Below are 14110 nucleotides of genomic sequence, written 5' to 3' on the forward strand. Positions count from 1 at the left end.
GACGTTGTGCGTTAATTTTGCGGTACTATTAGTTTCGCCATGTTGCTAGTTTTTTTCATCGACCTAAAGGTGAGCGGCGAAACAACCAAAATTAGACGCTAAATGATTACTCTTGTTCCCTTCGCGGGTATTAACCCGATCAGGTTCCGCGGATCCCGAATTAACGGTCTCAGCCCGTGGTTTACACCACTGAGCACTCCGACAAGAGATCCCAGTATAATTAGCTTTATAAAAACTACAAGCTTACTCGTGCCCTAATAATAATTAGTTTGAGCCTAAAATAAGGCTATAAGTGCCAACGATACTGCCGCCAATTATTTTCTTCTGCGGCTTGTTGTAGCTTTTGATCGCCATTAACAATAAACACTTCATCGGCAAATTGACACATTGGCAGATCATTGGCGGAGTCGGTGTAAAAATAACAATAAGCATCAGTGATTGGCTGGTGGCTGATCCATTGCAATAAGCGTTTAACTTTGCCTTGCTTAAAGGTGGGAATACCTTCTATTTCAGTCGTATAACAACCATTTTGTTGTTTAATATCAATCCCCATGGCCACGTCAGCACCAAAGCGTTGGGCGACTTTCTTCACAATAAATGAAACAGTTGCAGAGATCACTATGATCGGGATCGCTTGTTGCCGATAATGTTCTAAAGTGCGGATCCCCTCTGGGTACATTCGAGGGATGATCACTTCATCGATAAAATCATCTAGCCATGAATCAATTTTTTGAGTGGTGATACCTGACAGTGCTTGTAAGCTAAACCGCAGGTATGTCGCCATATCAAGTGTGCCCGCGTTATATTGAGCCATCATCTGTTTATCGGCCTCAACAAAACGTGGGTCGGTGATCACCTGTTTGTCCCATAAGTATTGTGTCCACAATACGCTGCTATCTCCTTCGATTAAGGTGTCATCTAAATCAAAAATAGCCAATTTATTATGCATTGTATTCCTTTCCATTTCGGCTAACTGAGCGCACGAATTTCATTTTTATTGAACATTAACTCGAGTCGTGTACCGGGTTCAAATAAACGCTCCGATGAACGGTTAAGTAAATCGACAGTCATGTTGCCCACTTGGGTATTCACTGAATAACGAATAATATTGCCTAATAATTGGTGGTCAACAATAATGGCATCAACAGGGTGTGAAATATGATCGCCATAGTGACGGCCCGCTTCTTTAACATAAATGGATTCAGGGCGAATAGCGAGTGTGCCTTGCAAATTCAGGCCGAGTAATGCGTTAGCCTTTTCCGCTTCAACAAGATTATAGTTGCCCATAAAGCGGGCGACAAATTCACTTGCAGGCTGAGTATAAATATTTTCGGCGGTATCGCTTTGGATAATCGCCCCTTTATTCATTAAAAAGATGCGATCAGACATGATCATGGCTTCATCCTGATCATGAGTAACAAAAATGGTGGTCAGTTTGAGTTCGCGTTGAATGTGACGGATCTGTTGGCGTAAGTGTTTACGAATACGTGCATCAAGTGCAGAAAGGGGTTCATCAAGTAACAAAATCTGAGGTTTCATCACTAAAGCACGCGCTAAGGCTACGCGCTGACGCTGACCGCCAGAAAGTTGATGAGGAAATTGTTGCTCTTTGCCTTGTAATTCCACCATATCGATCACTTCGGCAACGGCTTTTTTACGCTCGCTATTCTCCACTTTGCGCATTTTCAAACCAAAGGCAATGTTGTCTTCAACCGTCATATTTGGGAACAAGGCATAACTTTGAAAAACCATCCCAACCCCACGTTGCTGAGCGGCTTGCTGGGTAATGTTTTTACGGTTGATATACAGTTCACCGTTATCAGGTTGTTCAAGGCCGGCAATGCAACGTAATAATGTTGATTTTCCACAGCCACTTGGTCCTAATAGAGTGATGAACTCACCTTTTTCAATCGTAAATTGGATATTTGAGAACACTTGGTTTTGGCCGAAGGATTTAGTTAAATTTTCAGCAATCACATAACTCATTATTCATCTCCAGAACGACTCATACGAGTCGCTAGCCAAGTCAGTAGTAGAGTAAATAGGAAATAGGACATCACTAACGCAGAGGTAAAGTGACCGCTGGTTTGACGCATGTTAAACAGGTAAATTTGTAATGTTTCATAACGGGTGCCGACTAAAATATTGGCAAATACGAACTCACCCATTAAAAATGAAAATGAAATTAGCAAAGAGACTAATAATCCTTTGCGGATATTCGGCAATATGATCAATAAAAAGGCTTTAAAAGTACTTGCTCCTAGTAAATGTGCTGCATCCATCAAATCATGTAAATTAATGCCTTGGAAGCTATTCGCCAGTGCGCGGTACATAAAAGGTAATGTGATAGTGAAGTATGTGCCAATGAGGATCCACGGGGTACCCACTAACATAAAAGGCTCATCGGCAAAAATTTGTAATAGCCCGACGGAGGAAACGACAGGGGGAATAGCAAATGGTAGGATGATCAATAAGTCCATCAATCCTTTTAGTTTTGGGAATCGATAGAACACCGCGAAGGTCATCGGCAAAATGACTAAGGTGCTAATCAGTAATGTGCCAAAACAAATAATCAATGAACGGCCAAAGGCGAGTAAAAATCGCGGATCTTGCCATAGTTGTAGGTACCATTTTAGCGATAAAGCATCAGGCAGTATGGTTGCTCCCCATTGTGTTGCAATGGAATAAATAAAGGTTGCAACAATGGGTAGCGCAAGCACACTGACGACACTAATCAGAATTAATTTATGCAGCCACAGCCCTGAGTTGTGGCTTGTTTTTGTTGTCATGCTATGACTTGGCATGGTAGCTCCGTTTTAACAGCCAATGATGAATGGCAGTAATAAACCCTAGGATCATGATCAGCAGTACCGATAATGCAGCTGCCATATTGGGTTCTAAATAGAGATCACCTGAAACAAGGCTGGCTATACGGATCGTGACAAGATTGTAATTGCCACTTGTCAGTGCATATGTACTTGCATAAGCACCTACCGCATTAGCAACTAAAATAATAAATGTTCCCAATAATGCAGGAGCAATGACAGGAATGCCTACTTTGCACCAATAAGAAAACTTGCTCGCCCCCATGGTTTTGGCGGCATCTTCCCATTCAGGTTTTAAAGCATCAAAAGCGGGGTAAAGTAATAAAATCCCAAGTGGAATTTGGAAGTAGATATACAACACCATGAGCCCACTAGCGCTGTAGATATTGAAATCTTCAATAATCCCCCATGCTTTAAGCTGTAGGGTAATTGCCCCGTTAAATCCTAAAATAATAATAAAAGCAAAGGCTAATGGGACTCCACTAAAGTTACTTGCCATGGTCGTGAAAGAGATCATCATGCTGCGAATTTTGCCCTGCATTTTATAAATTGAAAATGCAGTCACAGCAGAGATTAACAGGCCAATCACACTACAAATAATCGATAACCACATAGTGTTTTCAAAAGCTTGCAGATAAAAATCGTTGCTAAAAATTTCAAGATAATTTGCAAAAGACCAACTCTCTTCATAGATAAAGCTATTCACGAATACCCAAATCATGGGAGCAATTTGGAATAAACAGAACAGGATCAGAAAAGGTAGCGTTAGCAGCGCAGCTTGCCAGTGAAAACGTGAAAAATATTTTTTGTACATCGCTATTTTTCCTTGTTGATGGCTTGCTTGCTGGTAGCGAGTACTGATGTCAGCCATTATTTGTCTCCTGCCAATAGCTCGTTACAGATATTTTTATCTACATAGTCAACACCGAGCAGGGCACAAATGGTTCCACAAAGCGCAGTTTGTTCTACACGACATGCTGCTTGGTGTGAAAAGCGTTCGCCAATAACAAACAATGGAACGGAACGTTCTTCAGGGAGGGTACCACCATGACTATGGTCATTATTCATTCCATGATCACTGGTGATGATGATCTGATAGCCTTGTTCAATCCATGAAGGTAAGTAATTAGCTAAAACAATATCTGCTTTACGTGCACTATTACGGTATTGTGACGAATCCAGACCGAATTTATGGCCTGTATCATCAATATTCATCGGGTGGATGAGTAAAAAATCAGGTGAATGCTTAGTACGAAGGTATTCAGCATCAATAAATAAGTGGTCATCTGGATAATGATCAGCTTGGTAAAAGCAACCGTGTTGAATGGCGAGTTGCTTATCGTTGGTAAAACGATCCCGCGTAGCAACGAAAGGAGATCGATTGTACAGCTCGCTAACCCAGTAGTAGGCGGCGGCTGCCGTGGTCTTTCCTGCTTTTTGTGCTAACGAAAAAATACTGTCAAAGTGAGAAAGTCGAACAATCTCATTATTAACAATACCGCTATTGACGGGGGCAATACCCGTTAAGATACACTCATACAATGGGCGTGACATGGAGGGAAGCTCGCACTCCATTTTATATAATGTTGCGCGATCAGCTTCGATAAGGCCATTAAGATAGCCCATGCAATGATGGGCTACTTGATAGCTCAGGCCGTCTAGAACAACAAGTATGACTTTATCAGACATGAGACAATAAATTCCTGAATATGTATTATTGCTGGTGGATTAGCACCTGTTGTTGCCACATTTTTGGTAACGTGCGAGAGGATTTTTCCCAGCCATCGCCATCTTTAATTGGATGAACATTTTTATATTGCTCATCAGGCAGTAGTTTGGCTTTAATATCTTCAGGAAGCGTTAGGTGTTCCGCTCGAATTGGGCGTGCGTAACCTTCTGCTAAATTGATTTGTCCCTTATCACTAAAGATAAATTCACGAGCCAATTTTGCCGCGTTTGGGTTTTTGGCATATTTATTAATAATGGTGGTGTAACCAGAAATGACTGAACCGTCAGAAGGAATGATGACGGTAAAGCGGTCACGATTGATTTGATCGCGGTAATTTAATGCGTTGAAGTCCCAAAGAATGCCAACCTCAACTTCGCCTTTTTCAATATTGGCCACAGTTGGGTCATTAACAGAAAGACGTTTTTGTTTAGCTAACTCAGCAAAAAATGCGATTGCCGGTTGTAGATTATTTTCATTACCGCCGCGTGCAAATGCTGCGGCTAATACCGCATTATTAGCTTGAGCAGCAATACCGACATCACCAACGGTCACTTTATATTTCCCTTTGAGTAAGTCGTCCCAACTTTTTGGCGCATCTTTGACTAATTCATTATTAATCATGAAAGCGATGGTACCGGTATAAGCAAGTGCCCAATGGCCTTCTTTATCTTTTGCCCAGTCAGGAATTTGTGACCATGTGGTGGGTTTATAGGGCTGAGTTACACCTTTTAGTACAGCTACTGGGCCAAATGAGGCTCCCACATCGCCAATATCAGCTGTTGCGTTATTTTTTTCTGCGGCAAACTTAGCAATTTCTTGAGCAGAGCTCATATCCGTATCTTGATGCTTTAATCCATAGTTTTTTTCAAGATCTTGCCAAGTCCCTTTCCAGTTAGCCCATGTATCTGGCATGCCAACGCTGTATACTTGACCTTCTTTTTTCGCTGCATCGATCAGTGAAGTTAAATCGGTATCTGCTGCTAAGGCAAGACTTGAAGTAGTTAACGAAATCAAAACCGCAGGTACGATAGCTTTCATGTTGTCTCTCACTCTAGAGGAGTCGTATTGGTTAGTTAGCATGCTAGTTATCCAACATGACAGTGAGTTGACGGTTTTGTGACGCTTTTTATACTCGTTATACTTTTAGTTGCCGCGTTGTTGAACTGCGCTCACTCGCGCAAGTCACATCGTTTCTATGCTCCTAGCGTCTTGTTTGCTTGTTGCCTAGCGATCCCTTGAATTATTTAGCGTGTAGATACTGCGAAGAAACTGTCTAAAAAATGTCAAAAAGGATCATGAAAAGTGATTAAGTAAAATGACTAGATTACATCAGGTAAAAAAAGCGTATCTTATATAGAGATAAAATCATTTAAATCAATATACGATGTAAAAAATGCAAAAAATAACATTAACTGGAACAGAAACAGGTTGGTGGTTTGTTTGTTTCGCTGGACGCTTGTGGTTACCGCAAGGTGATGTCCCAAGAGGAACCGCCAGTCATTGGTCTTTATCAGGTAAGATAGCGACGCCTATCGGTGAATGGCAAGGGGAAACAGTTTGGTTGATTGCTGAAAAAATGCCAACGGATATGGCTTCACCTCGCTTAGTCACTTCACAGGATGAAGGTTTATTTCGCTTAGCAGGGAGAGGCGTTCAACTCGCTGAGTTTTATCGTTCTCACCGCTATTGTGGCTATTGTGGTACCGCGATGCGTCATAGTACATCCGAGTGGGCATGCCTTTGTGATCATTGCCATGAGCGTTATTACCCCCAAATCGCCCCTTGTATTATTGTCGCTATTCGCCGTGGTGATCATATCTTATTGGCACAACATCGTCGTCATACGCAAAATCCACTTTTTACCGTATTGGCGGGCTTTGTTGAGGTCGGTGAAACGCTAGAAGAAGCGGTTGCTCGCGAAGTCATGGAAGAAAGCAGTATTAAAATTAATAATATTCGCTACGTCTCTTCCCAGCCTTGGCCTTTCCCTCATTCGTTAATGATGGGTTTTTTAGCTGACTATGAAAGCGGTGAAATTAATGTCGATCCCAAGGAGTTATTAAATGCTGCGTGGTATCACTACAATGATCTTCCCAAGATCCCACCCGGTGACACGATAGCGAGACGTTTAATTGAGGATACAGTGGCATTATGTCGCCAAGAGGACTATTGATATACCAATTTGCTTAGGCGCTGATATTGTTATGCCTATCATGCTACAATAGCCGCTCTTAGCCATTTGCGGCGGCCACTGATTATAATGGAGTAAATAATGACTGAGTTGAAAAATGACCGCTATCTACGTGCCCTGTTGCGCCAACCAGTAGATACCACCCCTGTATGGATGATGCGTCAAGCAGGGCGTTATCTACCAGAGTACAAAGCAACTCGTGCTCAGGCTGGTGATTTTATTGCTCTGTGCAAAAATACTGAGCTTGCATGTGAAGTGACACTTCAGCCATTACGCCGCTTTCCATTAGACGCTGCTATTTTGTTTTCAGACATTTTAACTATCCCTGATGCGATGGGGCTAGGGCTGTATTTCGAAACCGGTGAAGGCCCTCGTTTTGAAAAACCAATAACCCGTTTTGCTGATATCGAAAACCTTCCTGTTCCTGATCCTGAAATGGAATTGGGATATGTTATGAATGCAGTGAGAGCCATCCGCAAAGCGCTCAATGGCGATGTTCCTCTGATTGGTTTTTCAGGTAGCCCATGGACATTGGCCACTTATATGGTTGAAGGGGGAAGCAGTAAGGCCTTCACTAAAATTAAAAAAATGATGTATGAAGACCCGAATGCACTGCATCTTCTACTCGATAAACTCGCTGATAGTGTGATCTTATACTTAAATGCACAAATACGTGCGGGTGCACAGTCCGTGATGATTTTTGATACTTGGGGCGGCGTGCTTACTAAGCGTGATTACCTCCAGTTCTCTCTTAACTATATGCATAAAATCATCAATGGTTTAGTACGTGAAAATGAGGGGCGCCGCGTGCCTGTAACTTTGTTTACTAAAGGTGGCGGTCAGTGGTTAGAAGAAATGGCTGCAACGGGGTGTGATGCATTAGGACTTGATTGGACAACTGAAATTGCTGATGCGCGTCGTAGAGTCGGGGATAAAGTTGCTCTACAGGGCAATATGGATCCATCTATGTTATATGCGCCGCCAGCACGCATTGAAGAGGAAGTGCAAAAGATATTGGCTGGCTTTGGCCACGGCAACGGGCACGTCTTTAATTTAGGTCATGGTATTCATCAAGATGTTCCACCTGAGCATGCAGGTACATTCGTTGATGCAGTACACCGCTTTTCTCGCCAATACCATCAATAATTGATCGGTTTTTATAACGGTGTATTAGGAGCTGTTGGTTTTTACAACGAGAAAGGTCAACAGTTCCTATGTTTCTTGTAAGTGCGCTGTTATCTTCTATCATTAATCTTTAAACATATTACGCGTTGTATTTGCTATGGTTATAGATACTCAAAGATTGCGGCAACAGCAAGCCGATAAAGCACAGCTTATTATTCTAGATGATAGTGATATCCAGCCTGCTTTTATTGGTGGTGCAGACGTTGGGTTTGAACAACAAGGAGCGATAACGCGAGCTGTGATCGCTGTATTGTCATGGCCTGATCTACAGCTGGTGGAGTATCAAATAGCACGAGTGCCAACAACATTACCCTATATACCGGGATTGTTATCTTTTCGTGAAGTCCCAGGATTGATGGCCGCTTGGCAACAATTGCAACAGAAACCCGATATTGTATTAGTGGATGGTCAAGGCATCGCTCATCCTCGGCGTTTTGGTGTGGCTTGTCATTTTGGTTTGCAGGCAAATATTCCAACAATTGGGGTGGCAAAAAGCCGATTGTATGGTGAGTACGCGTCTGTCGATGAAGAAAAAGGCAGTTTTCAGCCATTGACTCATGGCGATGAGCAATTGGGGTGGGTACTAAAAAGTAAAAAACGTTGTAATCCTTTGTTCATTTCACCGGGTCATAAAGTGAGTATTTACTCATCCCTAAAATGGGTCGAACGCTGTTTGCGAGGTTATCGACTACCTGAGCCAACACGATTTGCTGATGGAATAGCCTCAAATAGACTACTTTTTGAGCGAATGAATGAGAAATACAGCTAATTATCAGCAAAATATGTGGCATTGGCAGTTTTTCAGGTAAACTGCGAGGTATTGAGATTGATGAGTCTGAAATTATGTTGAGAAATCCCATTCATTTGAGGTTGGAAAAATTAGAAAGCTGGCAACATGTCACTTTTATGGCGTGTTTGTGCGAAAGAATGTATCCCAACTATCAAATGTTTTGTCAGCAAAGTGGTTTTGCTGATGCGAAGGCGTTTCGATCGATTCTTGATCTGGTGTGGGAAACGTTAGTCGTAAAAGATAGCAAAGTTAATTTCGACAGCCAGTTAGAGAAATTGGAAGAAATTATTCCTTCAGCAGATGATTTCGACATTTATGGCGTTTATCCTGCTATTGATGCTTGTATTGCTTTAGGTGAAGTCATTCACTCAAAACTGAGCGGTGAAACCCTTAGTCATGCAATTGCAGTTAGTGAAGCATCAATTCGTACCGTGGCCATGCTCGAAATGACGCAAGCCGGTAAGGAAATGTCAGAAGAAGAACTTAAAGAATTATCCTCTATCGAGGAAGAATGGGATATCCAGTGGGAAATTTTCCGTTTACTGGCAGCCTGTGAAGAGCGAGACTTAGAGTTAATTAAAGGATTAAAATCTGACCTCCGTGAAGCGGGGGTGAGCAATATTGGCATTACAATAGGCTAAATTGACGTTTTCAATGATCAAAACGTGACTTAGCACAGTAATGCTGATGACTAAGACTTCACATTTGCCCCTAGACTGGTCTACATTTAGGGGCGAGAAGAGAAGTGGCTATCGGGGCGTGTATCAGGGGTGTCAATTTGGCATATCCGACGCACTCGATGCTTAGCAAACGATAAACACACTGTGTAAGGATAATTTATGAACAAGACTGAATTAGTTGATGCTATCGCAGAATCAGCAGACCTGACTAAAGTACAGGCTAAAGCAGCATTAGAATCAACTCTGAATGCTATTTCAGAAACGCTGAAAAAAGGCGAGCAAGTACAACTGGTCGGTTTCGGTACTTTCAAAGTCAGCCACCGTGCAGAGCGTACCGGTCGTAACCCGCAAACTCGCGAAGAAATCACTATCCCAGCAACTAACGTTCCAGCTTTCTCTGCCGGTAAAGCACTGAAAGAAGCAGTAAAATAATAAAGTTGCAAGCAATGATCACCAAGAGGGGTAGTAGAAGACCCCTTTTGTTCATGCGAAAAGGGCTGCTGGTATTGGGAGTTCTCTCAATGCTCAGCGCCTGTTCCTCTCGTTCCCAATTTCCTGAATTTAGTGCCAGTGGGTTTATTGCCGATGATGGCGTGATCCGCATGTGGCGTCTTAATGACGCAAAAGACAACCCCCAAGTACTGATGGTCGTGTATAGCCCTTATAAAGGCACAGATACTTCAGTCAATTTCTTTGAATATCGCTCAGGCCAGCTCTGGCAAATCCGTAGCCAAATTCTAAATGCAGGCCAGCAACAAATTATGGAACAGTTGCGATTTGATAAAAATGAGAATGTCATTTTTATGCAGCGAGTCGAAAAAGAGCAAAAAACTGCACTTTCACAAGATGAAATTATCCGTTGGCAATTCGAAGCTAAACGCATTCTCGATATTAATACCGCGTTAGTCATTGGTGGGGTTCAACTTTATCAAGGCCGATGGTCACAAAATCAAGTCGTGACTTGTGATGGTGATATTAAGAAAGTTGAGTTTGAACCTTATGCACAGAACTGGCTGGAAAGCCGAGCTAAGGTTTGGCATAAGCAATTGAATATTGCTTGGCTGGAGGCCCCAGAAGGTAATCAGCTTTTAATGGTAGCGGATACGGATTTTTGCCGCTGGCAACCGAGTAAAGATTCGTTATAACCTCACCGCTCGTCGTCTTTCGCATCCTAACGTTGTTGGCTTCAACAACTCACCCTAGTCACATAGTTATCTATGCTCCTAGGGATAAGTTACTTTGCCGCCTAGTTAGGCTACGAAATACTTGGAGCTTTTGCCTGTTAGTAAAAAACAAAACCTAACAGAAAAATGCAATAAAAAAGCTGATAAAGCGGTTTTGTTGAAACCTTTTTATCAGCTTAGTGTGCTTAGCTTTTTGTGATCGCTACTTCAAACGTGCAATGGCGCGGTAACCAATGTCTTTACGGTAAAAACTGCCATCCCAATGGATATTTTCTGCCGCTTGGTAGGCTTTTTGCTGTGCTTGAGCAATATCATTACCGAGGGCTGTGACACACAGCACACGACCGCCGGCTGTCGTCACTTCACCCTCTTTTAGCTTTGTACCTGCATGGAACACTTTACTATCAGCAGCGTCTTTTGTTGGTAAGCCATGGATCACATCACCGTTATGATAGTCGCCAGGGTAACCACCCGCGGCAATAACAATACCTAATGCAGGGCGCTCATCCCATGATGAATCTTTACCTGCTAGCTCACCTTTTGCTCCAGCAAGACATAATTCAACGAGATCAGATTGTAGGCGCATCATAATTGGCTGAGTTTCAGGATCACCAAAACGACAATTAAATTCGATAACTTTTGGATTGCCTGCTTTGTCAATCATTAGGCCTGCATAGAGAAAACCTTGATAACGATGACCTTCTGCATCCATCCCTTTAACAGTGGGATAGATAACTTGTTCCATAACGCGTTGGTGGATCTCATCTGTCACAACAGGAGCGGGTGAATATGCCCCCATACCTCCGGTGTTGAGGCCTGTATCACCGTCACCTACACGCTTATGATCTTGGCTGGTTGCCATCGGAATGACATTCTCACCATCCACCATCACAATAAAACTTGCCTCTTCGCCATCCAGAAATTCTTCAATAACGATACGATGACCTGCATCGCCAAATGCATTGCCTGCAAGCATATCTTTTACGGCATCTTTGGCTTCAGCTAGTGTCATTGCAACGATGACACCTTTACCCGCAGCTAGGCCATCAGCTTTGATTACGATTGGTGCGCCGACCTTATCTAAATAAGCGAGCGCAGGTTCAACTTCCGTGAAGTTTTGGTAATCGGCAGTTGGTATTTTATGGCGAGCTAAAAAGTCTTTGGTGAATGCTTTAGAGCCTTCTAGCTGAGCCGCGCCCTGTGTTGGGCCAAAAATAGTTAATCCAGCGCTCTGGAATGCATCAACAATACCAATCACTAATGGTGCTTCAGGACCGACGATGGTTAAACCAATCTGCTTATCTTTTGCAAATTGCAGTAAGCCATCAATGTCAGTTGCCGCAATATCAACATTCTCAAGTGCGGATTCTAATGCTGTTCCTGCATTACCGGGAGCGACATAAACTTTATCTGCAAGTGGTGATTGAGCCGCTTTCCATGCTAGGGCGTGTTCACGACCACCGCCACCAATAATTAAAATATTCATACTTAAACTCCAGATTATTAATGGCGGAAATGACGCATATTAGTGAAAATCATCGCGATACCATGCTCGTTAGCGGCATCAATTACTTCATTATCACGAATTGACCCACCAGGCTGGATAACACAAGTGACGCCGACAGCAGCCGCTGCATCAATACCATCACGGAATGGGAAAAATGCATCTGATGCCATCGCACAACCAGCAACTTCTAAACCTTCATCAGCAGCCTTGATACCTGCGATTTTCGCAGAGTATACGCGACTCATCTGCCCTGCACCGATACCAATAGTCATATCATTTTTGGCATAAACAATTGCATTCGATTTAACGAACTTAGCCACTTTCCAGCAGAACAAGGCATCTTTAAATTCACGCTCAGTAGGCTGGCGCTTAGTGACAACGCGGAGATTGTCTTGTTCGACCATACCTAAATCACGATCTTGTACTAATAAACCACCATTAACACGCTTAAAATCTAGGCCTGCAACAGGCTTATCCCACTCACCACAAGTGAGAACACGGACATTTTGCTTAGTGGCTAATACAGTAAGTGCGTCAGTCGCTACAGTTGGAGCGATGATCACTTCAACAAACTGTCGTTCGATGATGGCTTCTGCGGTTGCTTTATCAAGCATACGGTTAAATGCAATGATGCCTCCAAATGCAGAAGTTGGATCTGTTTTAAATGCACGGTCATAAGCTGCATGAAGATTATTGCCAATAGCGACCCCACACGGATTAGCATGTTTTACGATCACACAAGCGGGCTCTTCAAAGGATTTAACACACTCTAAGGCGGCATCGGTATCAGCGATATTATTATAAGATAAAGCCTTGCCCTGAATTTGTGTGGCAGTAGCGATAGACGCTTCTTTTGGATCTTCTTCTATATAGAATGCGGCATCTTGATGGCTATTTTCACCATAACGCATATCTTGTTTTTTAATAAAGTTTAAATTCAAGGTACGTGGGAAGCGGCCAGATGGTTGAGTTGTGTCACCATAATATGGTGCAACCAACTCGCCGAAATAGTTGGCAATCATGCTGTCATACGCTGCCGTATGCTCAAACGCTTTAATCGCAAGGTCAAAACGTGTAGACCAATTTAATGAATTATTATGATTATCGAGCTCTTCAATAATTTTTTCATAGTCATTGCTATTAACCACAATGGCAACATCTTTATGGTTTTTTGCCGCAGAGCGAACCATTGTTGGCCCACCAATATCGATATTCTCAACGGCATCTTCTAATGTACAGTTAGGTTTTGCGACAGTTTGTGCAAATGGATATAAGTTAACGACGACCATATCAATGGGCTGGATGTCATGTTGTTGCATGATCTCATCATCGGTACCACGGCGACCTAAGATCCCACCATGCACTTTAGGATGCAGTGTTTTGACGCGGCCATCCATCATTTCAGGGAAACCTGTATAGTCTGAAACTTCAGTGACTTTTAAACCTGATTCGGCGAGCAGTTTTGCAGTTCCACCCGTAGAGAGCAGTTCAACACCTCGTTGAGAAAGCGCCTTAGCGAATTCAACAACACCTGTTTTATCAGAAACACTTAGCAGGGCACGACGAATTGGACGAAGCTGTTGCATGAGATAGATCCCTTGGATATTGAAAGCAATAAAACCGTAACAGTGAGTTTAAAGAATAAAGGCTTTTCTTATATACCTATTTACTATTGCTGCTGTGTGATTACATCGACATGGTTATAGATATAGAAGAAGCCACTACAATTTCAGACCATAAAAAGAAAATCAACGATGAATTTTCAGGCTAATTGTAACGCAAACGTTTGCGTAATGCGCGATATATTTCAATTATTTTTATTGCCGTGGATAACTTTGTGTATAACTCTGTATAAACACCGCTTTTGCTGTGTAATGCAGCAGTTGAATAAAAAAATGCAAAAAAGGGGTTGCCAGAATTTTCTGACTCCCTATAATGCGCATCCACTGACACGGCAAGCCGCTCCGGTGGTGAGGTTTGAAAAATAACCCCGATGACAGTTGAGGTGAAAAAAGAAAG

General features: G+C 42.6%; 15 protein-coding genes and 1 riboswitch. Of the genes, 6 read left to right on the plus strand and 9 right to left on the minus strand.

Annotated features, from left to right (window positions below):
* Positions 1-99: 99 nt before the first annotated feature.
* A riboswitch (TPP riboswitch) is annotated at positions 100-211 on the minus strand.
* 75 nt (positions 212-286) lie between these two features.
* From SC428_RS20700 to SC428_RS20725, 6 genes are read right to left on the minus strand one after another with little or no spacing between them, the layout of a single operon-like run.
* A complete protein-coding gene (locus SC428_RS20700; protein ID WP_318710109.1) occupies positions 287-949 on the minus strand; it encodes an HAD family hydrolase in 663 nt (220 codons plus the stop codon).
* A gap of 20 nt (positions 950-969) precedes the next feature.
* Positions 970-1986, minus strand: coding sequence for an ABC transporter ATP-binding protein (locus SC428_RS20705; protein ID WP_070928508.1), 1017 nt, complete (start codon positions 1984-1986; stop codon positions 970-972).
* Positions 1986-2804: an ABC transporter permease gene (locus SC428_RS20710; RefSeq protein ID WP_070928510.1), complete on the minus strand. Its 819-nt coding sequence runs from the start codon at positions 2802-2804 to the stop codon at positions 1986-1988. The genes SC428_RS20705 and SC428_RS20710 overlap by 1 nt, the downstream gene beginning before the upstream one ends.
* Positions 2791-3639, minus strand: coding sequence for an ABC transporter permease (locus tag SC428_RS20715; RefSeq protein ID WP_233445789.1), 849 nt, complete (start codon positions 3637-3639; stop codon positions 2791-2793). Before SC428_RS20715 ends, SC428_RS20710 begins: the two co-directional genes overlap by 14 nt.
* Before the next feature lie 56 nt (positions 3640-3695).
* Positions 3696-4514 (minus strand): alkaline phosphatase family protein, encoded by an 819-nt coding sequence (locus SC428_RS20720; RefSeq protein WP_283126791.1) that lies wholly within the window; start codon positions 4512-4514, stop codon positions 3696-3698.
* A 25-nt stretch (positions 4515-4539) separates the two neighbouring features.
* A complete protein-coding gene (locus tag SC428_RS20725) occupies positions 4540-5592 on the minus strand; it encodes an ABC transporter substrate-binding protein (protein ID WP_070928515.1) in 1053 nt (350 codons plus the stop codon).
* A 355-nt stretch (positions 5593-5947) separates the two neighbouring features.
* Here SC428_RS20725 and nudC point away from each other — a divergent pair, with 355 nt between their 5' ends.
* The 6 genes from nudC (at position 5948) to SC428_RS20755 (ending at position 10545) form a co-directional block, all read left to right on the plus strand.
* Positions 5948-6727: an NAD(+) diphosphatase gene (gene nudC, locus SC428_RS20730; RefSeq protein ID WP_070928517.1), complete on the plus strand. Its 780-nt coding sequence runs from the start codon at positions 5948-5950 to the stop codon at positions 6725-6727.
* A 99-nt stretch (positions 6728-6826) separates the two neighbouring features.
* Entirely contained in the window at positions 6827-7891 is a 1065-nt protein-coding gene (gene hemE / locus SC428_RS20735; protein WP_140182951.1) for a uroporphyrinogen decarboxylase, read from the plus strand.
* Positions 7892-8027: 136 nt separating this feature from the next.
* A complete protein-coding gene (gene nfi / locus SC428_RS20740; RefSeq protein ID WP_070928520.1) occupies positions 8028-8699 on the plus strand; it encodes a deoxyribonuclease V in 672 nt (223 codons plus the stop codon).
* A gap of 74 nt (positions 8700-8773) precedes the next feature.
* The gene (locus SC428_RS20745) at positions 8774-9361 is read left to right on the plus strand and encodes a YjaG family protein (RefSeq protein ID WP_070928522.1); all 588 of its coding nucleotides are present in this window, start codon (positions 8774-8776) and stop codon (positions 9359-9361) included.
* Positions 9362-9559: 198 nt separating this feature from the next.
* Entirely contained in the window at positions 9560-9832 is a 273-nt protein-coding gene (locus SC428_RS20750) for an HU family DNA-binding protein (RefSeq protein ID WP_004924821.1), read from the plus strand.
* Positions 9833-9921: 89 nt separating this feature from the next.
* The gene (locus tag SC428_RS20755; RefSeq protein ID WP_070928524.1) at positions 9922-10545 is read left to right on the plus strand and encodes a DUF1481 domain-containing protein; all 624 of its coding nucleotides are present in this window, start codon (positions 9922-9924) and stop codon (positions 10543-10545) included.
* Between the two features lie 241 nt (positions 10546-10786).
* Here SC428_RS20755 and purD read toward each other — a convergent pair whose 3' ends face one another.
* The 3 genes from purD to SC428_RS20770 all read right to left on the minus strand — a co-directional run.
* Positions 10787-12070 carry a phosphoribosylamine--glycine ligase gene (purD, locus tag SC428_RS20760; RefSeq protein ID WP_140182952.1) on the minus strand — a complete coding sequence of 428 codons (1284 nt, stop codon included), beginning with the start codon at positions 12068-12070 and terminating at the stop codon, positions 10787-10789.
* Positions 12071-12087: 17 nt separating this feature from the next.
* Positions 12088-13677 carry a bifunctional phosphoribosylaminoimidazolecarboxamide formyltransferase/IMP cyclohydrolase gene (purH, locus tag SC428_RS20765; RefSeq protein WP_283126793.1) on the minus strand — a complete coding sequence of 530 codons (1590 nt, stop codon included), beginning with the start codon at positions 13675-13677 and terminating at the stop codon, positions 12088-12090.
* 181 nt (positions 13678-13858) lie between these two features.
* Positions 13859-14110: hypothetical protein (locus tag SC428_RS20770; protein WP_318710152.1), on the minus strand; the 252-nt coding region annotated here is incomplete at its 5' end.

This window comes from Providencia sp. 2023EL-00965 (genome assembly GCF_033550225.1).
GTDB classification, from domain to species: Bacteria; Pseudomonadota; Gammaproteobacteria; order Enterobacterales; family Enterobacteriaceae; genus Providencia; species Providencia manganoxydans.

Bases quoted from the DNA above. Each gene is read 5' to 3' on its own strand.
- SC428_RS20705 (WP_070928508.1), bottom strand. From the start codon at position 1,986: ATGAGTTATGTGATTGCTGAAAATTTAACTAAATCCTTCGGCCAAAAC.
- SC428_RS20710 (WP_070928510.1), bottom strand. From the start codon at position 2,804: ATGCCAAGTCATAGCATGACAACAAAAACAAGCCACAACTCAGGGCTG.
- SC428_RS20720 (WP_283126791.1), bottom strand. From the start codon at position 4,514: ATGTCTGATAAAGTCATACTTGTTGTTCTAGACGGCCTGAGCTATCAA.
- purD (WP_140182952.1), bottom strand. From the start codon at position 12,070: ATGAATATTTTAATTATTGGTGGCGGTGGTCGTGAACACGCCCTAGCA.
- SC428_RS20750 (WP_004924821.1), top strand. From the start codon at position 9,560: ATGAACAAGACTGAATTAGTTGATGCTATCGCAGAATCAGCAGACCTG.
- nfi (WP_070928520.1), top strand. From the start codon at position 8,028: ATGGTTATAGATACTCAAAGATTGCGGCAACAGCAAGCCGATAAAGCA.
- SC428_RS20715 (WP_233445789.1), bottom strand. From the start codon at position 3,639: ATGTACAAAAAATATTTTTCACGTTTTCACTGGCAAGCTGCGCTGCTA.
- purH (WP_283126793.1), bottom strand. From the start codon at position 13,677: ATGCAACAGCTTCGTCCAATTCGTCGTGCCCTGCTAAGTGTTTCTGAT.
- SC428_RS20700 (WP_318710109.1), bottom strand. From the start codon at position 949: ATGCATAATAAATTGGCTATTTTTGATTTAGATGACACCTTAATCGAA.
- hemE (WP_140182951.1), top strand. From the start codon at position 6,827: ATGACTGAGTTGAAAAATGACCGCTATCTACGTGCCCTGTTGCGCCAA.
- SC428_RS20755 (WP_070928524.1), top strand. From the start codon at position 9,922: ATGCTCAGCGCCTGTTCCTCTCGTTCCCAATTTCCTGAATTTAGTGCC.
- SC428_RS20745 (WP_070928522.1), top strand. From the start codon at position 8,774: ATGTTGAGAAATCCCATTCATTTGAGGTTGGAAAAATTAGAAAGCTGG.
- SC428_RS20725 (WP_070928515.1), bottom strand. From the start codon at position 5,592: ATGAAAGCTATCGTACCTGCGGTTTTGATTTCGTTAACTACTTCAAGT.
- nudC (WP_070928517.1), top strand. From the start codon at position 5,948: ATGCAAAAAATAACATTAACTGGAACAGAAACAGGTTGGTGGTTTGTT.